This is a genomic window from Beijerinckiaceae bacterium (assembly GCA_004564215.1).
Taxonomy (GTDB): Bacteria; Pseudomonadota; Alphaproteobacteria; order Rhizobiales; family Beijerinckiaceae; genus Methylocapsa.
Genome location: CP024846.1, coordinates 1,593,042 through 1,619,593 on the forward strand (window position 1 = coordinate 1,593,042; position 26,552 = coordinate 1,619,593).

The window sequence follows — 26,552 nt, forward strand, 5'->3', positions numbered from 1 at the left end:
AGCGGTGGGCAGCGTTCGGCATGCGTTCTCACCGCCGGGGGTGGTGTTATGGATAAAAAGACGCGCGAGTCCGGGACAGTGTCGGCCGCAAGCAATGGGGAGTCGAGGGATCGAATTCACGCACTTATCTTATCGGCGGCGACCCTTGGCGGCATCTACATTTGCTATCTCCTGGCCCTGCCATTTTTATCGGCCTTCACCTGGGCGCTTGCCCTCGCGGTCTTGTTCGTCTCGGTTCAGCGGGCCATCGAAACAAGGCTGAAGATGCCCAATGTCTCGGCCATGATCACGGTCCTGCTGGTTACGCTGATTGTTGTCGTGCCGGCGATCTTTGTCATCGAACGGCTCATCAGTGAAGCGGCAAAGGGCGCGATCCTCATTCAGACCCAGGTCGAGGGCGGCGCTTGGCGACGTGCGATTGACGCGCATGCCTGGATTGCGCCGATCGACCAGTGGATCGAGCAACAGATCAATCTTCCCGCCATTTTCGGGAACGTCGCATCCTGGCTGACCAACACAGGCGCATCATTTGTACGCGGCTCGGTGGTGCAACTCCTCGGCGTGGTGCTCACATTCTTCCTGCTGTTCTATTTTCTTCGGGACCGCCGCCCGGCACTCGAATGGCTCATGAAGCTGTCGCCGCTATCGCAAGCGGAGACCGAAATTCTCTTCTGCCAGATCGTGGATACCATTCGCGCAACGATCTACGGCACCGTGGTGGTTGCCGCGGTGCAAGGGACTCTGGGCGGGCTCATGTTCTGGTGGCTCGGACTCCCGGCGCCGCTGCTGTGGGGTTTTGTCATGGCTCTGCTGGCCGTGGTGCCGGTCCTGGGCGCGTTCGTCGTTTGGATTCCCGCGTCCATTTTTCTCGCCCTCGACGGCAACTGGGACAAGGCCGTCATCCTTCTCTTATGGGGTGGGCTGGTTGTCGGCACCGTCGATAATCTTTTGTATCCGATGCTGGTCGCAAACGGACTCAAGCTTCACACCGTCCCCGCTTTCATTTCCTTGGTTGGCGGACTCTATCTGTTCGGCGCGGCCGGCGTCATTCTTGGACCCATGGCGGTCACAATCACGATCATGCTATTGGATATTTGGAGATCGCGGCTCGCGGAACCGAAAGTTTGACAAGCACAACACCTCACCGATCGAAGGGCGAGCCCTGGTATTGGGGAACCGGCAGTGAGGTCCTTGACCGATTAGGTGCTCGCGCAACCGGGTTGACAAGCTCAGCTGCACGGAAACTCCTTGCCGAGCACGGACCGAACACGCTGAAAGAGGCCAAGCCCATCAGCCCCTGGGCGATCTTCTTCGCCCAATTCAACAGCGTCGTCATCTGGATCTTGATTGGAGCCGGCATCGTTTCCGGCCTTCTTGGCGAGGCAATCGACGCCTTCGCCATTCTTGCCATTGTTGTCCTGAACGCCGTGGTTGGCTTCCATCAGGAGTTCAGCGCCGAAAAATCGGTGGCAGCCTTGAAGCAAATGACGGCGCCGCAGGCGAAGGTCTGGCGAGACGGCGCCGTATCGCTCGTCGCTGCCAGGGAAATAGTCGTCGGAGACATCCTCGAACTTGAATCCGGGGATGTCGTTGCGGCCGATGCCCGCCTGTTGAGCGCCTCCTCGCTCAGCTGCGTGGAAGCCGCATTGACCGGAGAGTCGGAGCCCGTCGACAAGATCGCCGAAGCATTAAACCAGGACAATCTCCCGCTCGCCGAGCGCGAGAACATGATCTTCATGGGCACCAGTGTCGCGACGGGATCCGGCCGCGCGGTTGTGATCGCGACAGGGATGCAGACTGAAATCGGCGGCATCGCGGCTCTCATCGCCGAGGCCGACGAGGACAAGGGAACCCCGCTCCAGCAAAAGTTCGAAAGTTTCGGTCGTGTCCTGCTTTGGGCCACGCTAGCCGTCGTCATCTTGTTGTTCGGGCTCGGTTTGGTGCGCGGAACGAAGCCGTTCGATCTGTTCTTGACGTCGGTCAGTCTTGCCGTTGCGGCGCTCCCGGAAGGACTGCCTGCGGTCGTCACCGCGGCGCTCTCCATTGGCGTCCTTCGGATGTCCAGACGGCGCGCCTTGGTGAGACGGCTGGCTTCCGTCGAAACGCTGGGTTCAACCAGCGTCATTTGCACCGACAAGACGGGAACCCTCACGGTCGGCCAAATGACCGTCCGTGCCTTGTTCATCGCCGGCTACAGCTACGAAGTGACCGGCGAAGGATATGGTCCTGAAGGCGAGACCCGTTTCGAAGGGAAGATGACCGACGAGCGCCATGCAAGCCCCTTGCGGCAGATGGCCGAAGTCCTCATCGGCTGCAACAACGCGCATCTCGAATGGGACAATGGCGCCTGGAGGGTCATCGGCGATCCAACGGAAGGCGCTCTCCTTGCCGCCGGACATAAGGCCGGCGTCCGCAGGGACGAGCTCGAACGCGATATGCCGAAGCACCACGAGATCCCGTTCGACTCCGAACGCAAGCGCCACTCTGTCGTGCGGGTCTTGCCTGACGGACGCCAGCGCGCCTTTATCAATGGCGCTCCCGAACTCCTGCTGGCCCGCTGCGCCTATATTCTTGGCGATGACGGCGTCCGCCCGATGACCGAGGCAGATCGGGACGAAGTCGCCGAGAAAAACACTGAATTGGCCGGCAAGGCTTTGCGGGTGCTCGGTTCGGCGTTCCGCGACTTCGATCCGCAACCTACTCATATTCTTACGGCCGAGACGGTCGAGCGCGACCTCGTTTTCGTCGGGCTTGCCGGACTCTATGACCCTCCCCGGCCGGAGGCGAAGGACGCGGTGGCTCGATGTCGCGCGGCCGGCATTCGGGTGGTGATGATTACCGGTGACCACCCGCGCACCGCGCTGGCGATCGCCCGCGAACTTGGTATCGACAGTGGCGGAGAGGCATTGACCGGCACCGACCTCGATGGGCTGACCGACGCAAATCTCCGCGACCTTGCCTCCAGAATTTCTGTCTATGCGCGGGTGAGCGCCGTGCACAAGCTGCGCATCGTTCGCGCCTGGCAGGCCAACAACGCCGTGGTTGCGATGACTGGCGACGGTGTGAACGATGCCCCGGCCATCAAGGGCGCCGACGTCGGGATCGCAATGGGTCTCAGCGGTACGGAAGTGTCCAAGCAGGCCTCCGACATCATCATTACCGACGATAATTTTGCGACCATCGTTGCCGCCGTGGAAGAAGGCCGCGGGGTCTACGAGAACATCCGAAAGACGATCCACTATTTGTTGTCCGGGAACAGCGGGGAGCTGTTGCTCATGACAATCTGCGTCGTCATCGGTCTGCCCGCGCCATTGCTTCCTATCCATTTGCTGTGGATCAATCTCGTCACCGATGGGCTTCCGGCACTCTGCCTCGCGGCCGATCGAATCGATCCCGCAGTGATGAAACAGCGCCCCCGTCCTCGAGAGGAGAATATCGTCGATCGCCGCTTTCTCGGGATGATGGTGCTGACCGGGGTGCTGACTGCCGGCGTGTCATTCGGATCCTACGCTTACGGCCTAAGGTTTGAGACGGTCGACACGGCGCGCACCTACGCCTTCGCCGCGCTCGTCTTTGCCGAACTCCTCCGCGCGTTCGGCGCGCGGAGCGACACTCGTTCCATTTGGCGCATGAACATTGGTACAAATCTCACCTTGCTTGCCGTCGTCGGTCTGTCGATTTCCATCCAGGTTTGGAGCCAACATAATGATCTGCTCGCGGCATTTTTCAAAACAACGCGCGTGCCTTTCCGGGACTGCCTCATCATCCTTGCTGTTTCCGCCACACCTTTGATTATTCTCGAAATCCTCAAATTGGTTTCGGGTCGCGCCGCTGGCGGCCAACAAGAAATGCCCTCCATTGAGGGAGGCACCAAGACAAGCCAGTTCCCAACTGCGCTAGCTCTCCAAAGCACCCGCACGCGCGGCTCAGGGTGGCGCACGGCGGTTGTGACATTTATCGTCGTTATGCTCGCGTTCGGGGGCGGCTGGATCCTGTCCTCGCTGTATCGGGACACACCAATCCAGTACCGCACCCAGTCACTCGAACGCGGCGCACTCGTCCGCAGCGTGGACGCGAACGGCGTTCTGGTGGCCGCCGCGACGGTCCCGGTCAGCGCCCGCAGGACAGGCACGATCCAGTCGCTTTCCTGCGACGTCACTATGCAAGTGAAGGCTGGCCAGCTCTGCGGGAAACTCGATCCGCGTGCCCTTCAGGACGCCCTCGATCGGGCCAAGGCGGAACTCTCGGCGGCAAAAGCCACGCTCGCGACGGACACGGTCGCTCTCGACGCCGCGAAGGCCGCCGTCGCGCGCGACGAGAAGCTGCCAAAGCGGCGGGCCCACAAGGCACTCGCTCAATCGCGCGAGGCTTTGACGCGAGCCCAGTCGCAGGTGAAGCGTGACGCGGCGGCGCTCGCCGCGCGTCAGGCCGCGCTCCGTGCCGCCGAGATCGCTCTGGGTTCGACCGATCTTGTTTCACCGATCGAGGGAACCATCGTCTCGCGCAGCGTCGAAGTCGGCCAGAAAGCGACCCCCTCGGATCGGCTGTTTCTGGTTGCGGATCTGTCAACTCTGCAGCTCATGGCCAAGGTCAACGAGAAGGACATCGGCGCGCTCAAGCCCGGCCAGACAGCGCGTTTTACCGTCGAGGGGTTTGCGGACCGCGGCTTTGCCGGAGAAGTGACCCAGATTGATCCTGCGCCGCCGACATCCGAACCCGCCGCCGATTATAATGTCGCGATCCATGCGCCCAACCCCGAACTTTTGCTGAAACCCGGCATGACGGCAAGGATCGAGATCGAGCTTGCGCGGCGCGAAGATGTTTTCCATGTGCCCCATCAGGCGCTGCGCTATGCGCTGCTATCGGCGGCCGAAAGCGGCGCCGGCGCGCCCAAGGAAGGCTGGTCGCCGCTGTTGATCCTGCGCGCCGGAAAGCCGATGGCGATCCTGGTCAAGCCGGGTCTCGACGATGGAACCGCGACGGAAATCATCGCGGGCGATCTCCGCCCGGGCGATGAGCTGATCCTCGGCGAAAGCAAGGACGTTCCAGGCGAGCAACAGCCTTGAAGGGGTGTGGTGGGTGTAACCTGCCTCGGTGGGGCAGCGTCGAACGCAGACTTGGATTTTATCTTCAGGCATCGACATGCTTGAAGACGATGCTGGCGTTGGTTCCGCCGAAGCCGAACGAGTTCGACAGGACGGTCCGCAGGTTCATGTCGTCGCGGCGCTTGCGGACGATGTCCATGTCGGCGAAGGCGGGATCGAGCTCCTCGATATTGGCGCTCTCGCAGATGAAGCCGCTTTGCATCATCAACAGGCAATAGATCGCTTCCTGCACGCCGGTCGCGCCAAGCGAATGGCCGGTCAGCGATTTGGTCGCCGAAATCGGCGGCGAGTTTTCGCCCGCCCCAAACACCGTCCGGATCGCCTCGATCTCCTTCAGATCGCCGATCCCCGTCGAGGTCGCATGCGGATTGATGTAATCGATCGGCGTCGTGACGTTGGCCAGCGCCATCCGCATGCAGCGCACCGCGCCCTCCCCCGACGGCGCCACCATGTCGTAGCCATCCGAGCTCAGGCCATAGCCGACGATCTCGGCATAAATCTTCGCGCCGCGCGCGCGGGCGTGCTCATAATCCTCCAGCACCAGAACCCCGGCGCCGCCGGCGATCACGAAGCCGTCGCGGTCCTTGTCGTAGGCGCGCGAGGCGACGGCCGGACGATCGTTGAAGGACGACGACATCGCCCCCATCGCGTCGAACAGGACCGACATGGTCCAATCGAGTTCCTCGCAGCCGCCCGCGAACATGATGTCCTGCTTGCCATATTGGATCATTTCATAGGCGTTGCCGATGCAATGATTGGAGGTCGCGCAGGCCGACGAGATCGAATAATTGACGCCCTTGATCTTGAACCAGGTGGCGAGCGTCGCCGAGGCCGTCGAGGACATCGCCTTGGGCACCGCGAAGGGACCGATCTTCTTGGCCCCCTTGCTGCGCGCGGTGTCGGCCGCCTCGACAAGGGTCCGCGTCGAAGGCCCGCCCGAGCCCATGATGATGCCGGTGCGCTCATCGGAGATTTCGGCCGGCGTCAGCCCGGCGTCCAGGATCGCCTGATCCATCGCGACATGGTTCCAGGCGGTGCCGCCGGCATGAAACCGCATGGCGCGCCGATCGATCATGCTTTCCGGATTGAGCGTCGGCGCCCCATGGACCTGGCTGCGAAACCCAAGCTCGACATATTTCTCGGCCTTCACAATCCCCGACTTCGCCTCCCGCAACGAGGCCAGCACCTCTTGGCTATTGTTCCCAATCGCCGACACAATCCCCATCCCGGTGACGACAACCCGTCTCATACCTCAAACTCCCAAACTCTTCGCGGAACCGATGACGATTTCAGTGGGCGCCCGTTGGCGGGGCCCGGCTCGGCGCCACCTTTCGCATCAGGGGAACCATCGCCGCCGCAACCAAGAAACAAAAGGCGATGATGAGAAATGCATCGGCGTAGGTCTGGACCTGGGCTTCGCGCCAGGTCAAGAGCCAAAGCCGCTTCACCGCCGCCGCCTGCGCATGGAAGGCATCTCCATTGAAGGCGAGAGCATTTCTCTGACTCGTCCCTTGCAGCATTTTCGCCATCGCCATGTTGGTACCGCGGAGATGTTCTGCAAGGCGCAGGAAATGCAGATTGGTCCGATCGTTCAGAATTGTGCTGCAACCCGCGATCCCAATTGCGCCGCCGAGATTACGCATCAGGTTGAATAGGCCTGACCCTAGCTTCAACCTCGACGGCGGCAATCCACCAAGCGTCAATGTTACCGTAGGCGCGATTGCAAATTGTTGTGCGAATCCACGGAGCGCCTGAGGCAACAGCAGTTCACGCCAGCCCCAATCATGGGTGATCGGCGTGAACAGCCACATTCCAAGCCCGAAGCAGGCGAGGCCGAACATCATTAACCACCGCAGATCGAAAAATTTGGTGGCGATAGCGTAAACCGGAATAGCGCAGAGCTGAGCCAGACCGGTTGAGAATATTGCAAAGCCAATTTGGAGCGCATCGAATCCCCTGATCCGGGCAAGGAAAAGAGGCGTAAGGTAGACAGTCGAAAACAGGCCGATGCCGGTGACAAAGGAAAAGAAGCAGCCGAGCGAAAAATTGCGGCTGCCGAGCGCGTGCAGATCGACGACAGGATTGGGCGCAGTCAAGCCGCGCCAGAGAAAGCCTAATCCGCTCAAAGCCGAAATGACTGTGCAAATGCGGATCGATTCATCGCCGAACCAATCCCAGCGGGGGCCTTCTTCCAGCACATATTCAAGGCAGCCCAGAAATGCGGCCATCATGACTATGCCTGGATAATCGACGCGCTTCAGCAAAGACAGATCAGGTTTGTCTATCCGCACAAGGAGCGGCACGACGATCGCGATAAAGGTGCCGGGAATGAGGTTGATAAAGAACAGCCAGCGCCAGGAATATTGGTCGGTGATCAAACCGCCGATCGTCGGGCCCAAGGTCGGCGCAAGCGAGGCTAGGGCGCCGATTGTCGCCGCCGCGATAACGACGCGCTGCCCTTCAAAAAAAGCGAAGGCGGTCGTAAACACGGTCGGGATCATCGAACCGCCGAGAAATCCTTGCAGCGCGCGGAAAATGATCATGCTCTCCAGATCCCACGCCCATCCGCAGAGCAGACTGGTCAGCGTGAAACCTGCGGCCGAAGCCGCAAACAGCCAACGCGTGGACATGACTCGGGCCAGAAAACCAGAAAGCGGAATGACAATGATCTCAGCGATGAGATAGCTCGTTTGAACCCACGAGACCTCGTCTGGACCAGCTGACAGGCCGCCGGCTATTTCCTTTAACGACGAACTCACGATTTGAACATCGAGCAAGGCGATAAAGAAGCCAACGCACATCACCGCGAAGGCGAAGACTTTCGAGGCCTCGGAAAGCGCGGGCAGCCCTGGAGCCGGCCCGGCGTCCATCGTCGCGTTGACGTTCATTTCCGCGACTCCTCCGGGGCACGAAGGTCGACCTTCGCGGTCACGGAAAGGCCAGGTCGCAAGCGCCCCAGCACGGATCCTTCTCCGTCGAGCCTGATCCGCACGGGCACGCGCTGGACAATCTTGGTGAAGTTGCCGGTCGCGTTTTCCGGCGGCAGAATGCTGAATTGGGCGCCGGTGGCCGGAGCCAGGCTTTCGACATGGCCCACGAATGTCTCATCCGGCAATATGTCGGCAAACACCCTGACTTTTTGTCCGGGGTTCATCTGGGCGATCTGGCTTTCCTTGAAATTTGCGTCGACCCAAAGGCCCTGCGCCGGGACAATCGCCAGGAGCTGCGTGCCCGTAGCCGCGTAGCCGCCGACCCGGCCGCTTCGATTGCCGACGAAGCCATCGATCGGCGCCCGTAGCTCGGTAAAACCAAGATTCAAACGGGCAAGGTCACGCTCGGCAATCGCTTGCTGGCGGGCCGCCATGACTTGGTTCTTTTGCGCGTCGAGGACCGCGATTTGGCGCAATGAGGCTTGCAGCGCGGCATGCGCCTTCGCCTCACCCGCCAGCGCTTTCTTGGCTTCCGCATCGGCTTTTTCAAAGTTCTGGAGAGAGCCGGCGGCGGCGGCGGCCAGCGCTCGGTACCGCGTTTGATCGCTTCGCGCGCGAACCGCTTCTGCCGCCATCGCGTCGATGTCGGCGCGCGCCTGGCTAATCAAGGATTCCTGAAGCGAGCGCATGGCTTCGATGTTGACCAAGGCGGCTTCCTGCGCACCGACCGCCGCCTCGGCCTTCGCGACGGCGGCCCGATAATCGCGATCATCCAGCCTGACCAGGAGATCGCCCGCGCGCACGAATTGATTGTCGGTTACGGGGATTTGCGCGATCAGCCCGGACACTTTGGCCGCGATCGTCGTGACCTCGGCGCCAACGTAAGCATCATCGGTGCTCTCGATAAAACGGCCGACCTTCCACCAGTCATAGCCGTACCAGCCGACGATCATCGCAACCAATACCAAACCAGCCAGGAACGCGGCTCGGTGGCGCAGCTTCGGCTTTGTCACCGGCTCGGCCTTGACCCTCGCGACGTCCGGGCCGGCTTCCACGAGGCGGTCGAGAAGATCGCTGCTCACGGCATACTCCCAGGCGGCAACACATCTTGGCGCCTCGCCGAGGCTATGGGGGACTTTTTGCCGCCGCGTCCCAGCGATCAGTCTTAGCTGACGCACCTCTATCACAGGCCGGTACTGTAGACTTGTAACTATCAATATGCAAGTTACTGCGCACGTGCGCCCGCATTCAGGCATCGCCTGCCGGGCGATCAAACCCCATGAATTGGTCGCGATTGGGACGGCTCGCCAAGCGCACCGTTAGCAGGGATCCGGCTTTGGGCTTGGCGCGCCTTAGACGCTGGTGCGCTTTTGAGACCGTTCGGGACGCAAAGCCTTCACCGTCTCCAGCCTTCGGTGCATTTCGGCGGAAGCCGCCACCCCCGGCAGCAGAACAATATTGGAAAGCGAGACCGGATTGCCCTGATCATTGACCACGATCGGCTCGAAAGTCGCGAGGGAGTCGCGGTCTGCCAGTTGCAATGAGACGCCGCGAGACGCAAGGTGCTTATTGGCCCACCCCAAAAGGGCCACAAGCACCGGGAAAAAATCCCGGCTCTTCTGGGTCAGCAGATACTCGTGGCGGGGCGGGCGTTTCGAATAGAGCCGCGTTTTTAGCATGCCATTGGCGGTCAAATGTTTGAGCCGCCGCGTCAGCATATTGGGCGCTATGCCTAGGCTTTTCTCGAACTCGTCGAATTTCGTAAGGCCCTGAAAGGCGTCGCGCAAAATAAGAATGCTCCACCATTCGCCCACGCATTCGAGCGAGCGGGCGACAGGGCATTCCATTGCGCCAAAATTGGTTCGACGGGTCATGGACAAGCATTGTAACACATTGCTTTTACTGTGCAAGCTACTTATCGCGCGGGGGGGCCAAGAGGCCCGAGCTTGCAGGCCGCAATTTTTCGCCGAGAGGGGACCCGGCCTCGTCTTCACTTTTTGGCCATGAGACCCATTTCTACGATAAGGCCGGGGACATCGTCGAGCCAGATGGTAATTTCGACGATGCCGTAGAGCGTGTTCAAATTATGGATCATGTCCTTGCCGCGAACGCTGTAGCCGAAGCGCGGGAGAAGGCCGGTCAGCGGAGCATGGAGCAGCGTAGGCGAAATCATGACCGTGTGGGTGGCGTGGACGACCAAGAAATTCGCGTTGCTTGCGTCTTCGGGATCCGCAATGCGCGATAAATAGTCTTTGATCTCGGCGGCAAACACATTTTGAGAATTGCGCTTCACATACAGATAAAAAATCAGGGCGTCCAAAAACACCCAGAGCCGCGATATGTACGGATAATGGTCCTGGAATTCCAAAACCTTTTCGGCAATTTCATCGGCGGGAACGCGGACCAGCGTGCCCCTTTCATCGGGGAGGCAACGATCAAAATTCTCACGCGAATATAAACCCTTTATGAATTTCAGATCCCCACGCTCGTTCGACAGAGTGAATGTCGACTTGCCTTGCGTTTTGCCGACGTCGAGGGTCGTTCGGGACGGCGCACTCAGAGGAACCGGATTCAGCAAGGATGCGGTCCAGCGGGCGCCATCTGGATAATCCTTTGCGGCGACCTCTTCCATCGTCGCCTTGAGCGGCAGCATCGCCAGCATGCCGTGAACGACGACTTCCTTTAGACCGAGTCTTGCCGCCGCCGCCGCCTCGAAATGGATCGGATTGTAATCGCCGGAAAAAGCCGCCCATTTTTCCAGATCCGCAGCACCAAACTGAATGTTCATTCAATGGGCCTTTCTGAAAATCAGGGCCGTATTGGTGCCGCCGAATCCATAATTGACGTTAAGCGTCGTATCGATGGTTTGGTTGTAACGATGTTCATTAGGCACATAGTCCAGATCGCATTGAGGATCTGGATTGTTCAGATGAATGGTCGCAGGAACCGTGCCGGTTTCCATCGTCTTTAGACAAAAAATCGATTCGATCGCGCCAGCGCCCGCGATGAGATGGCCGGTGTACGACTTTGTACTCGAGACCGGGATGTCCCGCATGCGCTTGTCGAACGCAAGCTTCAAAGACTCGGTTTCATTGGCATCGTTCAATTGGGTCGAGGTTCCATGCGCGTTGATATAATCAATATCGCTTCCGGAAACCCGTGCCTGGTCGCAGGCGGCTTGGATGGATTTGAGACGGCCAAGGCAATCCGGCGCCGGCGAGGTCCAGTCGCGGGCATCCGAATAGCTGCCATAGCCGACGATTTCTCCCAGAATCCGCGCTCCGCGCTGTTTGGCGGTCTCGTACTCTTCCAAACAGAGGACCGCGGCACCTTCCGACATGACGAAGCCACTGCGATCGAGACTGAACGGGCAGCAGGCTTTCTCAATGACGTCCTGTTCCTTGCTGAGGGCTCCAAGAATATCGACGGTCCAAACGTTGAAGGCTCCCTTGATGCTTTCGCCGCCGCCGGCGAGCATCATCTTTGCCCGACCTTGCCGAATGATCTCGTAGGCATCGCCGATCGACATGCTTCCTGTCGCGCAGGCGGCGACAGGCGTGTTCTGATAGCCCCGGAGGTTCCAGCGAATCGACATCGCAGCCGAGCCAACGCTGTACATCGCCAGAATATTGGAAAAGGGATTGCTCAGCCCCTCCGCCCGATATTCATCGTTGTGATAGATCGTATCATCGAGGCCTCCCCACCCAGCTCCAAAGATGACTCCCCGTTCGAACGGGTCGTAGAAATCATCGATGGCCGTATTGCCGAAGGCCATGCGGACAGCCTCGTCGGCTGCGGAAATACCGAGCTTGGTGAAGCGCGGGAGAGCCTTGAGCAAGCTCTTGGGGAAGCGCTTCATGTCGAGCTCATACGGAATAAACCCGAAGAATTTGGCAACGACAGCAGGATCTGGATGATCTTCCTTCGCATAGCCTCGTCGATGCTCGAGGATTCCTTCCCAGATCTCAGTCGAGTCGCGACCAAGGGCGCATATCGCACCGTAACCGGTGACGGCTACGCGCCGTTCACGCTGTGACGAGATCATTCCCATTATCTCCTTTTGTTTGCGACGGAGCCCCCCGCCCCTAAGCACCTCCGGAGCAAAAGCTGCTCGCGCGACCATGGTCGGGAAGCGTGCCGGTCGAAGATCGACCAGCCGAATGTCGCAATTTCGGTTAAGCGAAAATTTCTATTGCCGAAGGGTCGAAATATAGTTGGCGAAATCATTGATCGTAACGAGGTTCTGCTTCTCCAATTCGCCCAGATCGATCTGAATCCCGTATTTCCGCTTTACGGCAACTTGAATCGAGACGTAATCCAGACTGACAAGATTCATGTCCACCAGCTTGGAGTCCGGCGCGATCTCGCTAGGATCCACATCGCTGATCTCGACAATCGTTGATTTCAACAATTCAAACGTTTCCATTGTTCAATCCTTTGCAATAAATTCAGCGGAGGCCTCAAGCATTCTGCATGTATTAAGAGTCATTGTTGATGTGTAGTTACATTTATGTAAGGCAACAATATTGTATATAAATTGACTTATTATGACTTTGCTATTTAATACTTCGAACAAACTTAATGGCGCGTATCCTCAAATGAACTTTGCGGTTAGGCAGTCAGCCCTCCGTCGACCACAAAGGTCTGCCCGGTCACATAGTGCCCCCCTGGCCCCAGCAGAAACTCAACCATCCGCGCGACGTCCTCGACGTTGCCAAAGCGGCCTAACGCGATCTGACCAATGAGCCTCTTCGTTTGCGCGGGCGGTATTTGGCTCGTCATATCCGTGTCGATCAATCCCGGCGCGACGGCATTCACGCGGATATTGAAGCGCCCGACTTCGACGGCCAGTGATTTGGTCATGCCGATCATGGCCGCCTTGCTGGCCGCATAACTGCTTTGTCCGACGTTCCCCTTCAGTCCCGTCACCGAGCTGATGTGAATGATGCATCCATTGCCGCTTTGATACATTTCGGGCAGAAAGGCCCGATTGACGGCATAGGCTGATGTAAGATTGTTCTGCAGCACCGCGTTCCAGTCCTCGGGGCTGATATTCGAAAAAAGACCGTCCTTGGCAATGCCGGCATTGTTGATCAACGCATAGGGCGGACCATGTTCCTCGACGAGTTGCTTGGCCAGGCGGAAGACCGTCTCGGTGCAAGCGGAATCGCACGCATGTGCCTCACATATCCCGCCTGCCGCGCCGACCTTGGTAACAACCTGCTGAGCTTCGGCGACCGAATTCTTATAAGTGAAAACGACCGGATAGCCGCGTGCGGAAAGCGCGTGGACCAGGCCTCGGCCGATGCCGCGTGTACCTCCGGTCACAAAAACCCATTTCCCCGGATAGTCCATCAAGACGCACTCCTGGCAACCATATGGTTTTCAATCTCCCGTGCGTGTTGGTGCTCAAATGACGAGCGGTTGGACGTTGAGTGTGAGCCCAGGCTTCGGGGCCCCATGGATCGCCAATGCTCCGTATAAACGATGCGGGAGAGCCAAATCGACGAGGCTGAATTCGCGAAGCTTTCCGGCCTCCGCGATCAGAATAGATTTCCAGCACTTGTAGTCCGTGGCATGGCCCCCCACTGTCACGGCCTGAGGCGCGAAGGAAAGACCAAGCCCAAGAGCCTTGAGGACAGCCTCCTTGCGCACCCACAAGCGAAGACGATCACCGGCATCCGCTGTATCTCGATGTTCTGCGGCTGATGTGACGGCGTCGTAGACCTCACGGGACATCTTCCTCTCACGCAATTCGACGTCCACGCCAATGGCTTGTTGTGCGCTGACCGCGATCAAGGCCTGCGGACCGGCATGGGAGAGATTGAACGCCGGACCTTCCGGCATCTCAGGGCGTCCCCATGCGTTTCTGCGAAAAATGATTTCCGCCGGATGGCGTCCCAATACACGTCCCAGGACCAGGCGGAGCGCGGCATGAGCGGCGACAAAGCGGCGGCGCAAGATTTCACGTCCATAGGCCGCGCAACGAGTCCTTTCCTCTGAATCAAGCCAATCTCTCAGAGCGTCATGCGGCAAACGCGCGCTATCCAAATGACCGAGGTACACATTCACTTCCGACATTTCGTAATTCCAGCAAATCGGGCCGCTCGAAGCTTCAGAGAAGCAAGGCAGCAATGGCGGGTCGAAGCACATCAACCCGGATTCAAGACATCTAAGCAGCGATTCGATCGCGAAGAATCGGTTCCCATTCCCGGTCCCATTTCGCGACAAAATAGTCCTTGCGTTCTTTGCAGGCGCCGCGGCCCGGATGAAACCCGGGAGCGATCATCTCCGCCTGTATTTCTCTTTGCCGCTTCGCGAACGCATTGTTCTGCAACTCCGAAAGGCTCAATTCCTGGCCGGCGTGTTTGGCAACAAAAAAGGCGGCACTATTGATTTCATGATCGATCGATTGGGCCGGATTTCCGAACACCTGCGCAATGGATTGCTGAGACCACATCGGCTCATGAAAAATGCTGTCGTACACATCAAAAGCGGTGGTGCAATGTTCCAATTCTTCGGCCAGATGATATCCGAATAGATAAAGCACGGCGGGCGTTCGCGTGGCCGACAAGGTTTCGGTCAAGCGTCCCTCGTCGAACAGAAAATCGAAGTAGGTTAGTCCCGTGATGCAAGTCACGGTTTCAAAGGCAGCCCTGCGGAACATGGTCTCGTTGACCGCACCCATGAGCTCGCGCTCGTCCTGCGGTTCGAATAGCCGTTGCATCAAGGGTTCGCGAAAGGTTTTGTAATTGCTGTAGAAGAAATCATAGACGCGCGGATTATACTTTTCGGAGGTGGGCGGCGTCGGCGCCACCATCTCGTTCAAGATGCGATGATATTTCGCATGATTGGCTTCCTGGTGATTGAAGGTCGATTCCTGCTTTCGTAAACTGCCGTCGTTGATAAAATTTGGCAGGACCGTATCGGCAAGATTGATGAAGCGCTCCGAATATTCGAGCGCGAATGAATAGCCGATTGCCAGATAGGCTATTCCCTTGTCATCGAACCAATAGGGACCGAAGCGACCATTTCCGCGCAAGGCCGCATCGAGATCGAACGGGATCGTTCTGACGACCAAGCTTGAGCCAGGACTCGCAATTTGCTGGTTCATGAGCGCGCACTCTTTCAAAAACAGATTGGGGCGTCGAAATGCTTGGTTCACGATCCGCGGCATGCCATCGAGACAGGGCATCGCACGGTGGCGAGACGATCCGTCCGCTTTCCGCAAAGGATTGCGGCGGTCCCGCCTGCATGTCGTGGCTGAAAGGAGCGGCCTAGGGAGCTGCCAACAAGCTCCAGGGCCTACTCGCTGCAGTCGTTGCCAGGAAGCCTCAAACGGCTTCCTTTAGAAAATTGATGTTTCCTTCGGCGTCGGCAATGGCGCGAGTTTCGCCCATCGAGGACGCCAGGAATTCCAAATGGATCTTCTTGATCTCTTCCATGCTCATTGGGTTCTTGTCGCCGAAGAGTTCGCCCAGCAACCCATGTTTGATCTTGACGATGCGATCGATGGCGCCGGCCTTGCCGCCCTCTGCCGAGGAGAACAGCCGGAGCATTTTATTCTGACCTTCAAAATAGGTCTCATGCACCATCGCGTTGTGGAAGATCAGACCGCGGCTGAGAGACTTCAAAGCACGAGCCTCATGGCGGGGATCGGATTGAATGAGATTCCGGATCAGGTTCGCCCAAGCACGGGTATGGCGCGCCTCGTCGGTCATGACGTTGGTAATGATCTGCTTGAGTTCAGGATGGTGAACCTTGGCGCGGATGTCGCGATAAAGCTCAGTGTTCACGACCTCCCCAAACAAATGCGCTAAAATATAGCTGTAAATATCCCAGTAACGCCGCTCGTCATAGCACCAGACATACTTGCGTCCAAAATCGCGTACCGACATCTGCTTTATAAAGTCGGTCTTGCCGGTATTAATAAAGTAATTGGCGGTCCCTAGCGACAAACCATGCCGCATTTCTTCGTAAACGATGATATTTGCATAGGAATAAATTTCAGCCCAGTCGCACTGAAGCTCCTTGGGATAGCCGTTTTCAACCTCTCGGATCATCAGTTCGTAGAGCTGAGCCGAAGAGGCTTGCCCCGAAAATTCTCCGTCTGCCAAGCAGTCGAGAAGTTTAACGATCTGACGATCATGTTGATCCAATTCGGGTAACCAGGTGAAATCGTAACGATTGGCGTTCCAGCGCTGCTCGTCCGAAAGACAGCCAAATTCAACTATGCTCTCGAGTCCACTCATCGCTTGTTACCCCCAAAATAAACAAAAAAATACTGAGAGCGACTAAGAATGAAATAAATCGCTCTGGGTTTAACGCTGCATCACTTTCGGTGCAGCCGAGTTCGCATCTGCACAATTACCAAAGATTTTACTAACTTTCAATCTGCTAGTTAATGTCTGTTAAAAATTTTTAGCTTATGCGGCACTTTAGCGCAGGTCCCGAATTTTGCGTGCTTATCTACCGTGCTTCCGAGTTGGCTCCGCTCCACCCATCGCAGAAGTCGGGTCAGCGGTTGGGCTCGATCCGACGCAAAGCTGCGTTGGCTTGCGGCATTTCATTCGCCCGCATGGAGCCCACCGGTCGATCGACCTCGTCAGGAAGGACATCTGTCTTATGAGCGGCTCTTGAAGACGCTGGCTTGAGAAAGGCTTGTCCCTGCCCTTGGCCTTCGCTTCCGCAAAGGATCGCGAACAACAAATCCTGTGATGGAATCATTAAATAAGACAGCGAAGGGTCCGCAGTGATGTTTTCCCAAACGAACGGACAATGTCGGAATCGAATAGCTCGATTTCGTCAGTAACAGGCCAGCGCTGCGGCGCCAGACAAGGCTGTCGTGACACTTATGGGTGACACGCTTCCAGATTTTCGCCGCTGCGCTTGCATCACCCATCGGCTGCAACTAATAAGTTTGCTTTCAAGGCTGGACCCTAGTTCGCCGTAGGTTATCCCAGAACATCGACGATCCGCTCGGTAACGCGCGATCAAACGCGCGCGAGACGGAGAGACGACCATGCTGGCCGATTTTCAAACCACATCTTCTGAGTCGGATGCTCGGAGCTGGACGCGCAAGCTCAGTGCCTACCATCGGCCGAGTCTTCGGCGCGGCATCTATGAACTTGCGGTCACCGCCATTCCTTTCGCGCTGACCTGGATGTTGATGCTGATCGCGTTGCGCTTCGAACAAATCTGGCTTTATCTTCTTTTGATCCTTCCCGCATCCGGACTTCTGATCCGGCTGTTCATGATTCAGCATGATTGTGGGCACGGGTCGTTTTTTCGAAACGGACGAGGTAACGACTGGACGGGCCGGCTGATCGCCATAGTGACCCTGACCCCTTATGATTATTGGCGCCGCTGTCACGCCATCCATCACGCGACGTCCGGCAATTTGGATCGCCGCGGCGTCGGCGACATCGAAACCCTCACTGTCCGTGAATATGCCGCATGTTCCCCTTGGGGCCGGCTGCGCTATCGCTTATATCGCAATCCGATCGTGATGTTCGGGATCGGTCCCGCCTTCTATTTTATCTTCAAGAACCGTCTGCCTTTCGGCTTCATGCGCAAAGGCCGGACGCCCTGGATCAGCACCATGGCGACCAATTTGGCCATCGCCGTCGTCATCGCCTTCATGATGTGGCTGGTCGGCATCGGTTTGTTCCTAATTATTCAGCTTCCGATCGTGCTTTTGGGGACGGCGGGCGGCGTCTGGCTGTTTTATGTGCAGCACCAGTTCGAAGACACTCACTGGGCCGAGGACAAAGACTGGAACATGCATAAAGCTGCCCTGAACGGCAGTTCGCATTACGATCTTCACCCAATCTTGAGGTGGTTTACCGCCAACATCGGCGTTCACCACGTGCATCATCTATCGAGCAGGATACCTTATTATCGCTTGCAGGACGTGCTGCGCGACTACCCAGAGCTTCGCGACTCCGGTCGGCTGACTCTGCGGCAAAGCCTTGGGTGTGTGCGTCTCGTGCTTTGGGACGAAGAGCGGCGGCGCTTGATTTCCTTCAAAGAGATGCACCGCCTGCGCTATGCCGGCTGAAGGAAGCGATCCGGGGACGCGTCGATATTTTCGTTTTCAATTGAGGCGGCCCGCTTTAATCTGGGGCCAACGCCCATCGATAAAACGAATGCCGATGGTGGCATAAACTGGGCAGGAGGACGGAGGCGCATTCATGCCTCTTATCTACGAGCCGAGCCTGGTCCTGCTTTCCCTCCTCATCGCTATTCAGGGAAGTTATGTCGGTCTGCGCATAGCATTGCAGATCAAGGGATCGCATGGGTCCACGCGAAGGCTCCTGTTGGCGGGAGCCGCCTGTTCCCTCGCCGTTGGCATTTGGGGCATGCATTTTATCGGCATGCTCGCCGCGCGCCTGCCCGTGTCAGTCAACTATCTCGTGCTGCCCACGCTTCTCTCCTTCCTCGTTTGCGTGCTGGTCGTCGGCGTGGCCCTGGAGGCGGTCAGCCTGTGGCCACGCACCTATTTCACCCTGGCCGCAGCGCCGATCGTCATGGGCGGCGGCATCGTGACCATGCATTACACTGGCATGTGGGCGCTGCATGCGAGCGCGCATATGGTCCACGACTTCCGCCTGGTCGGAGCCAGCATCGTGATCAGCATCGCCGCCTCTGCGGCGGCGCTCTGGCTTACCTTCAACGAAAGACGACGGCCTTCCCTGTTCGTCTGCGCCCTGCTCCTCGGTCTAGCGATTTCCGGGATGCACTACACGGCGATGGCCGGCGCGGCCTTCTATCCACTGACGAATATGATACCGCCGAGCTCACCCGCGGTCTCCCCCGATCTACTCGCCATCGTCGTGGCTTTCGTCGCGTTCGCGCTGTCCGGAGTTTTTCTTTTGACCTTTGTACCGGAGCAATCGAGTCAAACGCCGGGACGGGCCGAAGCATTGCAGCCCCTGGAAGCAGTGAGCTTTGCGACTGAATGGGTTCAAGCCGGACAAGCAGGAGAGGCACCGAGAGCTGAACCGCCCGCCGTTTTCGCTGAGCCTCCGTCCACGCAAGTTCCGAAGATGCTTCCCATCGAACGCGAGGGAATCAAGCTTTCCATCAGCCCCGAGCATATTTTTGCGGTTCAAGCGGACGCGCACTACACCTCCGTGTTTGATGGCCTACAGAGTTTTTTCTGTCCGCTCGCCATCGGAGAAGTTGAAGAGCAATTGGCGGGCGGCCCTTTCCTGCGTGTCCATCGCAGTCATCTCATCAACCTGGATCGGGTCAAATGCGTTCGCCGGGCTGGGGACAACACCATCGCCGAATTAACTGGGCTTTTGCCTCGAACCGTTCCCGTCAGCCGGGCAAAGTTCAACGAGCTTCGAACCGTTTTGCAGAATCGAACGATGACCGGCGATTGAAAGCCTGCCGTGCTCGCGCCGGTTGTCGCTAGCTGCGACAGAGACTCAGCTGACCGCACGCGCTCCTCTTGTTTTGAATGGCGGCAATCACCGCATTTCGTGCAAACACGAAATGCGGGAGGTCCTTCCGCGGCCGAAGTGTGAAATCTTGAGAGAGTGACGCCTCTCGAAGGGAACTCCGTAACCCGGAATTCGTTAGAATTCTTTACGTTTCGTGCATCGCCAGTTGCCGCCTTCCCATGAAACCATGATCCTTTAGCGAGCACGGCGAAACAGTCGTGAGGGGAAGGCAAAGGGAGGGGCGCATGATCCCCGCAAGTTTCGAATATTATAAGCCGGCAACCCTGCAGGAAGCCGTCGCTCTTCTGGCCCAGCTGGGCGAGGAGGCACGTCCGCTCGCCGGCGGCCACAGCCTAATTCCCGTCATGAAAACCCGCTTGTCGGCCCCGGAACATCTGATCGACCTTGCCGGCATCAGCGGTCTCAAAGGCATCAGGCAAGAGAATGACGTCATCGTAATCGGCGCCATGACAACGCAGGCCGAAATGATCCGCTCGCAGCTTCTGGCGACAACGCTGCCGATCATCGGCGAAACGTCACTGCTGATCGCCGATCCGCAGATACGCTATTTTGGGACGCTGGGCGGCAATGTCGCCAATGGCGACCCAGGCAATGACATGCCCGCGCTCATGATGGGACTTGATGCCGAGTACCAGCTCGCAGGCCCGGACGGCACGCGCCGCGTGCGAGCACGAGACTTCTACCTCGGCGCTTATGACACCGCACGCCGAGACGATGAGATTCTGACCGAGGTCCGCATCCCCATCCCGCCCATGGGCCACGGCTATGCCTATGAGAAGCTGAAACGCAAGGTCGGAGATTATGCCGTCGCCGCGGCCGCCGTGATCCTCACCATGGCAAATGGCAAATGCGTGACGGCCTCCATTGGTTTGACCAATCTTGCCGACAGGCCCCTCCTGGCCGAGGCGGCGGCGCGGGCGCTGGTCGGGACCGGGCTCGACCGAGCCGCGATCGCAAATGCCGCGGCTGCGGCGGAAGCCATCACCAGTCCGGCCACGGACGGTCGAGGCCCGGCTGAATATCGCACGAAAATGGCCGGAGTGATGGTTCGCCGCGCAATCGAACGCGCGAAAGCACGCGCCCAAGGATGACAAACGTCAGTCGAGCGGAGCAACACATGTCGAAGGTCCAGGTCAAAATGACCATCAATGGGCGTGTCACGGAGGCTTTGGTCGAGCCTAGAACATTGCTCATTCATTTTCTGCGGGAACAAGTCGGCCTCACCGGCGCGCATATCGGCTGCGACACCGGTCATTGCGGCGCCTGCACGGTCGACCTCAATGAGATGTCGGTCAAATCCTGCACCTTGTTCGCGGTCCAGGCGAATGGGGCCAACATCGTGACCATCGAAGGCATGGCGGCGCCGGATGGCACGCTGCACGCGCTGCAAGAAGGCTTTCGCCAGATGCACGGGCTGCAATGCGGCTATTGCACGCCGGGCATGATCATGCGCGCGCACCGCCTCCTGCAGGAAAACCCGCACCCGACCGAAGATCAGATCCGCTCGGGTATCTCCGGCAATTTATGCCGCTGTACCGGCTATCAGAACATTATCAAGTCCATTCAATATGCCGCCGCAAAAATCAATGGCGTGCCTTACCAGGAGGCCGCGGAATGAACGACCTTACCCCCACCCAGGACCAGCGCGTCGAAAAGCTTCAGGGCATGGGCTGCAAGCGCAAGCGGGTCGAAGATATCCGCTTCACGCAGGGACGGGGCCAATATGTCGATGACGTCAAGCTTCCAGGCATGCTGTTTGGTGACTTCGTTCGGTCCTCCCACGCCCATGCGCGCATCAAGAGCATCGACACATCGAAAGCCTTGGCACTTCCCGGCGTGAAGGCGGTCTTGACCGCAGCCGATCTCAAGCCGCTCAATCTCCATTATATGCCGACCCTTGCCGGCGATGTCGCGGCCGTTCTGGCGGATGAAAAAGTTCTTTTTCAAAATCAGGAAATCGCCTTCGTCGTGGCGGAAGACCGCTACATCGCGTCCGACGCAACCGAGCTCGTGGAAGTGGAATATGAGGCGCTTCCGGTCCTGGTCGATCCCTTTTTGGCGATGGAACCGAATGCTCCGCTGCTGCGCGAGGATATCAAGGACAAGCTCGACGGCGTCCACGGCAAGCGCAAACACTACAACCATATTTTCAATTGGCAGATTGGCGATAAGCCCGCGACCGACGCGGTCTTCGAGACCGCCGAAGTCACGACCAAGGATCTATTCGTCTATCATCGCATCCATCCCTCGCCGCTCGAAACCTGTCAGTGCGTCGCCTCGATGGACAAGATCAAGGGCGAGTTGACGGTCTGGGGTACGTTCCAGGCCCCGCATGTGGTGCGCACGGTTGTATCGATCCTGTCGGGAATCGCCGAGCATAAAATTCACGTTATCGCTCCGGACATCGGCGGCGGCTTCGGCAACAAGGTCGGCGTTTATCCAGGCTATGTCTGCGCCATCGTGGCTTCGATCGTACTCGGCGTGCCGATCAAATGGGTCGAAGATCGGATGGAGAATCTTTCGACCACCTCATTCGCCCGCGACTATCACATGACCACCGAGCTCGCGGCGACAAAAGAAGGCAAGCTGCTGGCCATGCGCATTCATGTGTTGGCAGATCATGGCGCCTTCGACGCATGTGCGGATCCAACCAAATGGCCGGCCGGATTCATGAACATCTGCACCGGCTCCTATGACATTCCGGTGGCCCACCTCGACGTCGACGGCGTCTACACCAACAAGGCCTCCGGCGGTGTCGCCTACCGCTGCTCGTTCCGGGTGACGGAAGCCGTCTATGCCATTGAGCGGGCCATCGAAGTTCTGGCCCACAAACTCGGTATGGATTCCGCCACGTTGCGGATGAAGAATTTCATCATGCCCGAGCAATTCCCTTATCATTCCGCACTGGGTTGGGAGTATGACAGCGGCAACTATCCTGTGGCCATGCAAAAGGCGATGGATGCCGTGGGCTACCCTGCCCTGCGCGCAGAGCAGAAAGCCAAACGAGAGGCATTCCGCCGGGGCGAGACCCGCGAATTGATGGGAATCGGCGTTTCCTTCTTCACCGAAATCGTCGGTGCCGGTCCCTCCCGCAATTGCGACATTCTCGGCGTAGGAATGTTCGATTCGGCCGAAATACGCATTCATCCCACGGGTTCCATCGTCGCCCGCATGGGGACGAAGAGCCAGGGACAGGGCCATGAGACGACCTATGGTCAAATCATCGCCACCGAACTCGGCATCCCGGCCGAAGACATCACAGTCGAGGAAGGAAACACCGACACCGCGCCTTACGGTCTTGGCACCTATGGATCGCGTTCGACTCCGGTCGCCGGGGCCGCAACGGCCATGGCCGCGCGCAAGATCAGGGCCAAAGCCCAGATGATCGCGGCGCACCTGCTCGAAGTCTCCGAGTATGATGTTGAATGGGACATTGACCGCTTCCGGGTGAAGGGTTTGCCGGAAAAGTTCAAAACCATGAAGGAGATTGCCTGGGCGGCTTATAACAACCTGCCCCCTGGCCTGGAACCGGGTCTGGAGGCGGTCGATTATTACGATCCGCCGAACATGACCTATCCTTTCGGCGCCTATTTCTGCGTCATGGATATCGATGTGGATACCGGCGTCGCCAAAACGCGGCGCTTCTATGCGCTCGACGATTGCGGCACACGCATCAACCCGATGATCATAGAAGGGCAGGTTCATGGCGGCCTCACCGAAGCCTTCGCCGTCGCGATGGGCCAGGAGATCCGTTATGACGAACAGGGAAACGTCCTCGGTGCGTCCTTTATGGATTTCTTTCTCCCGACCGCGGTCGAAACCCCGAAGTGGGAAACAGATTTCACCGTAACGCCGTCACCGCACCATCCGATCGGCGCGAAAGGTGTCGGTGAAAGCCCGCATGTGGGCGGCGTTCCCTGTTTCTCCAATGCGGTCAACGACGCTTTCGCGTTCCTTGAAGCTGGACATATTCAAATGCCTCACGACGCATGGCGGCTCTGGACCGTGGCCGAACGGCTAGGGCTCCATGCATGATGTCCGATCGGGGTTTCGGTCCGGAAGGCGCTGATGCCAAGCATGTTCGAACGGGATCGGAAATCCGTCGGTGAATGGACATGACTGACGCCACACCCCGCGACTGGATCGCAAAGCGGCTTGCCGAGAGCGGCTACATCGCCGATCGCGATCTGACGACCGCGCTTTGGCTCATGGATATGCTGCATCGCCCGCTTTTATTGGAAGGGGAGGCAGGTGTCGGCAAGACCGAAGTTGCGCGGGCGCTGGCCAGCGTGCACGAGACCAGACTGATACGGCTTCAATGCTATGAGGGGCTCGATCAGAATGCCGCGCTTTTCGAATGGAACTACCAGCGTCAGCTGCTCGCCATCAAGGCACGCGAAGGAGACGATCCCGACCATATAGAAGAACACATTTTTTCCGAACGCTATTTGCTTGAACGCCCGCTCCTGGCGGCGATCCGGCAGCAGCGGCCTCCGGTGTTGCTGATCGATGAAATCGATCGTGCGGACGAAGAATTTGAAGCGTTTCTTTTTGAGCTTTTGTCGGACTTCCAGATTTCCATCCCTGAACTTGGAACGATGACCGCCGTTTCCATTCCACGTGTGGTGTTGACCTCGAACGGCACCCGGGAATTGTCGGATGCTTTGCGTCGCCGCTGTCTCTATCATTACGTCGATTTTCCCGACGTGGAGAGGGAAGCGCGCATCCTTTTGGCCCGGCTCCCGAATATTGACGCGGCGCTCGCGTTGCAGATCGCGACGATGGTCGAGTCGGTCCGCAAGGAAGATTTGCGTAAAACCCCCGGCGTCGCCGAAACGCTCGATTGGGCCGCTGCGCTCGTCGGCTTGGGCGTGCGCCGGCTGCAGGAGGACCCGGAAGCAATTTTCGAGACCCTCATGTGTTTGATCAAAACGGCCGAGGATAAAGCCCGGATGACGCGCGAGGTCAGCGACCGGCTTTTAGGCAAGGTGGCTTAAGCCATGGCTGCATTGGTGTCGCGGATGTCTGACGAAAGAGAGGCCGGCGAAGCCATGCGCAGGCGGCTCGTCGCATTCGTCCAGGTTCTGCGCAACAATGGATTTGCAACCGGGTTCGCCGAGACACGGGACGCGCTTGCGCTGCTTGCCGATCCAATCGCCCAGCGCAGCGGGCGGCTGCGCCCCGCATTCCGGGCGCTGTTCTGCAGTCGACGGTCCGACTGGGAAAAGTTCGACGAAATCTTTGCTGCCTTTTGGCTTGCCCGCGGTATCAAGTCGGCGTTGCGGACCAGTGGCGCATCGCCGCATCAACCGGCCGCGCGGAGCCAAACCCTCGCACCCGGCGATTCCCTTTCTGCCGGCGAGGCCGACCGCGTGGAGCGCGTGCGGAGCGGAGCAGCGGCCGACATTACCGAAGGGCAGAGCCGGCGCGAAGGCGCATCCAGCGCCGAGAGCCTTGCCAAGACCGACTTTCGTCACATGACCGATCCGGCCGAGGTCGAGGCGGCCTATGCCTTGGCGGGCCGGTTGGCGCGCTCGATGCGTGTCCGCTTGACCCGGCGGCACCGCGCCCATCGCACCCATGGGCGCCTCGATTTTCGCCGCACCATCCACCACAGCATTCCGCATGGTGGGACCCCGATTGAACTCTACCGCCGTCGCCGGAAGCACAAGCCGCTAAGGCTTGTGATCTTGCTCGACGCCTCAGGCTCCATGAGCCTCTACGCGCCGGTATTTTTGCGCTTCATGCACGGGGTTCTGGATACGTTTTTGGAAGCCGAGGCCTTTGTTTTTCATACCCGGCTCACGCATATCTCGCCGGCGTTGCGCGAAAAAAACGCGGCGCGCGCGGTGGAGCGCCTCTCGCTCATCGCGACTGGCATGGGTGGCGGGACGCGAATCGGGGACAGTCTTGCCACATTCAATCGTTGGCACGCGCGCCGGATGATTCATTCGCGCACCGCAGTTCTTATCGTCTCCGATGGCTACGACACCGGCGAACCGGCGCGGCTCGGCGCAGAAATGCGTCTCCTGCGCCGCCGCTGCCGCCGCATCGCCTGGCTGAACCCCATGCTCGGCTGGCAAGATTATGCGCCGGAGGCGCGCGGCATGAAGGCGGCCTTGCCCTACATCGATCTGTTCGCGCCCGCGCATAACCTCGAAAGTCTTGTCGCGCTCGAACCCTATCTTGCGAGGCTCTGACCATGGCGACGATGGACGTTCTGGAGCTTATCAAGGAAATGAAGGCGAAGGGCGAGCCTTTCGCGCTGGCCACCGTGGTGAGAACCATCTCCGTGACCGCGGCAAAAGCCGGCGCCAAGGCGATCATCCGTCCCGATGGCACGATCTCTGCCGGCTGGATTGGCGGGGGATGCGCAAGGGGCGCGGTCCTGCGCGCCGCCCACGACGCGATCGAGGATGGCGAGCCACGCCTCGTCAGCGTGCAGCCGAAGGATCTGCTGGACCAGCTTGGGATCAAGGCGGGTGAGGCCCGCGAGGGAATAGAATTCGCCAAAAACATGTGTCCGAGCCGCGGCACAATGGATATTTTCATCGAGCCGGTTTTGCCGAGGCCGCAATTTGTCATCTGCGGCAGCTCGCCCGTCGGCGTCGCCCTGGCCGATCTCGCCCGGCAATTCGGCTTTTACGTGATCGTCTGCACGGCGGCGAGCGATCATTCCGCTTTTGGCGAGGTCGACCTTCTCGTCGAAGGGTTCGAGCCGCCGGACCGGTATGGCGGCAACGGATTCATTGTCGTGGCAACGCAGGGCAAAGGGGACAGCGCAGCGTTGAAGGCGGCGCTCGCGGTGCCTTCCGCCTACATAGCTTTCGTCGGCTCGCGCAAAAAGGCAGAGGCCTTGCGCAAGGACTTGGCGGACGAAGGCGTCGACCCAGCAACGCTCAGTCGGTTCAAGGCTCCCGCCGGACTCGATATCGGCGCCATCACGCCGGATGAGATTGCGCTTTCTATTTTAGCGGAAGTCATCGCGGCAAGGCGGCAAGGACATCGATCTGAACCGCGACAGATCGTCGTCCAGAAATAGGAGC

22 protein-coding genes are annotated in these 26,552 nt (G+C 58.8%); 10 read left to right on the forward strand and 12 right to left on the reverse strand.

The window, feature by feature from the left end; translation table 11 throughout:
• Positions 1–48 precede the first annotated feature (48 nt).
• Both CU048_07520 and CU048_07525 read left to right on the forward strand, forming a co-directional pair.
• The gene (locus tag CU048_07520; protein ID QBR71156.1) at positions 49–1,128 is read left to right on the forward strand and encodes an AI-2E family transporter; all 1,080 of its coding nucleotides are present in this window, start codon (positions 49–51) and stop codon (positions 1,126–1,128) included.
• A complete protein-coding gene (locus CU048_07525; GenBank protein QBR71157.1) occupies positions 1,095–5,066 on the forward strand; it encodes a hypothetical protein in 3,972 nt (1,323 codons plus the stop codon). The genes CU048_07520 and CU048_07525 overlap by 34 nt, the downstream gene beginning before the upstream one ends.
• 64 nt (positions 5,067–5,130) lie before the next feature.
• Here the strand turns inward: CU048_07525 and CU048_07530 are convergent, their stop codons facing one another.
• The 12 genes from CU048_07530 to CU048_07585 all read right to left on the reverse strand — a co-directional run bounded on the left by CU048_07530 (position 5,131) and on the right by CU048_07585 (position 16,762).
• Positions 5,131–6,354: a beta-ketoacyl-[acyl-carrier-protein] synthase I gene (locus tag CU048_07530; GenBank protein ID QBR71158.1), complete on the reverse strand. Its 1,224-nt coding sequence runs from the start codon at positions 6,352–6,354 to the stop codon at positions 5,131–5,133.
• A 40-nt stretch (positions 6,355–6,394) separates the two neighbouring features.
• The gene (locus CU048_07535; protein QBR71159.1) at positions 6,395–7,993 is read right to left on the reverse strand and encodes an EmrB/QacA family drug resistance transporter; all 1,599 of its coding nucleotides are present in this window, start codon (positions 7,991–7,993) and stop codon (positions 6,395–6,397) included.
• Positions 7,990–8,988 carry a hemolysin D gene (locus CU048_07540; protein ID QBR72746.1) on the reverse strand — a complete coding sequence of 333 codons (999 nt, stop codon included), beginning with the start codon at positions 8,986–8,988 and terminating at the stop codon, positions 7,990–7,992. Before CU048_07540 ends, CU048_07535 begins: the two co-directional genes overlap by 4 nt.
• A gap of 399 nt (positions 8,989–9,387) precedes the next feature.
• Positions 9,388–9,909, reverse strand: a complete 522-nt coding sequence (locus CU048_07545; GenBank protein ID QBR71160.1) for a transcriptional regulator — start codon at positions 9,907–9,909, stop codon at positions 9,388–9,390.
• A gap of 116 nt (positions 9,910–10,025) precedes the next feature.
• On the reverse strand, positions 10,026–10,823 hold the full coding sequence (locus CU048_07550; GenBank protein ID QBR71161.1) for a hypothetical protein: 798 nt from the start codon (positions 10,821–10,823) through the stop codon (positions 10,026–10,028).
• Entirely contained in the window at positions 10,824–12,080 is a 1,257-nt protein-coding gene (locus CU048_07555; GenBank protein ID QBR72747.1) for a beta-ketoacyl-[acyl-carrier-protein] synthase family protein, read from the reverse strand.
• Positions 12,081–12,224: 144 nt separating this feature from the next.
• On the reverse strand, positions 12,225–12,461 hold the full coding sequence (locus CU048_07560) for a hypothetical protein (GenBank protein QBR71162.1): 237 nt from the start codon (positions 12,459–12,461) through the stop codon (positions 12,225–12,227).
• A 185-nt stretch (positions 12,462–12,646) separates the two neighbouring features.
• Positions 12,647–13,390 (reverse strand): 3-oxoacyl-ACP reductase, encoded by a 744-nt coding sequence (locus tag CU048_07565; protein ID QBR71163.1) that lies wholly within the window; start codon positions 13,388–13,390, stop codon positions 12,647–12,649.
• Between the two features lie 54 nt (positions 13,391–13,444).
• Entirely contained in the window at positions 13,445–14,188 is a 744-nt protein-coding gene (locus CU048_07570; protein QBR71164.1) for a hypothetical protein, read from the reverse strand.
• A 19-nt stretch (positions 14,189–14,207) separates the two neighbouring features.
• Complete coding sequence (locus CU048_07575; protein ID QBR71165.1) at positions 14,208–15,230, reverse strand: hypothetical protein; 1,023 nt, start codon at positions 15,228–15,230, stop codon at positions 14,208–14,210.
• Between the two features lie 139 nt (positions 15,231–15,369).
• On the reverse strand, positions 15,370–16,287 hold the full coding sequence (locus tag CU048_07580) for a hypothetical protein (protein ID QBR71166.1): 918 nt from the start codon (positions 16,285–16,287) through the stop codon (positions 15,370–15,372).
• A gap of 265 nt (positions 16,288–16,552) precedes the next feature.
• Positions 16,553–16,762, reverse strand: coding sequence for a hypothetical protein (locus CU048_07585; GenBank protein ID QBR71167.1), 210 nt, complete (start codon positions 16,760–16,762; stop codon positions 16,553–16,555).
• A 295-nt stretch (positions 16,763–17,057) separates the two neighbouring features.
• On the opposite strand from CU048_07585, the gene CU048_07590 reads away from it, so the two are divergent.
• The 8 genes from CU048_07590 to CU048_07625 all read left to right on the forward strand — a co-directional run bounded on the left by CU048_07590 (position 17,058) and on the right by CU048_07625 (position 26,548).
• Entirely contained in the window at positions 17,058–18,095 is a 1,038-nt protein-coding gene (locus CU048_07590; protein ID QBR71168.1) for a fatty acid desaturase, read from the forward strand.
• A gap of 133 nt (positions 18,096–18,228) precedes the next feature.
• Positions 18,229–19,425, forward strand: coding sequence for a LytTR family transcriptional regulator (locus CU048_07595; protein QBR71169.1), 1,197 nt, complete (start codon positions 18,229–18,231; stop codon positions 19,423–19,425).
• Between the two features lie 305 nt (positions 19,426–19,730).
• Entirely contained in the window at positions 19,731–20,597 is an 867-nt protein-coding gene (locus CU048_07600) for a carbon monoxide dehydrogenase (GenBank protein QBR71170.1), read from the forward strand.
• A 26-nt stretch (positions 20,598–20,623) separates the two neighbouring features.
• Complete coding sequence (locus tag CU048_07605; protein QBR72748.1) at positions 20,624–21,124, forward strand: carbon monoxide dehydrogenase; 501 nt, start codon at positions 20,624–20,626, stop codon at positions 21,122–21,124.
• Positions 21,121–23,541 (forward strand): carbon-monoxide dehydrogenase large subunit, encoded by a 2,421-nt coding sequence (locus CU048_07610; GenBank protein ID QBR71171.1) that lies wholly within the window; start codon positions 21,121–21,123, stop codon positions 23,539–23,541. The genes CU048_07605 and CU048_07610 overlap by 4 nt, the downstream gene beginning before the upstream one ends.
• Before the next feature lie 80 nt (positions 23,542–23,621).
• Complete coding sequence (locus CU048_07615) at positions 23,622–24,503, forward strand: ATPase (protein QBR72749.1); 882 nt, start codon at positions 23,622–23,624, stop codon at positions 24,501–24,503.
• A gap of 3 nt (positions 24,504–24,506) precedes the next feature.
• The gene (locus CU048_07620; protein ID QBR71172.1) at positions 24,507–25,706 is read left to right on the forward strand and encodes a carbon monoxide dehydrogenase; all 1,200 of its coding nucleotides are present in this window, start codon (positions 24,507–24,509) and stop codon (positions 25,704–25,706) included.
• A 2-nt stretch (positions 25,707–25,708) separates the two neighbouring features.
• Positions 25,709–26,548, forward strand: coding sequence for an XdhC /CoxI family-like protein (locus CU048_07625; protein QBR71173.1), 840 nt, complete (start codon positions 25,709–25,711; stop codon positions 26,546–26,548).
• Positions 26,549–26,552: the final 4 nt, after the last annotated feature.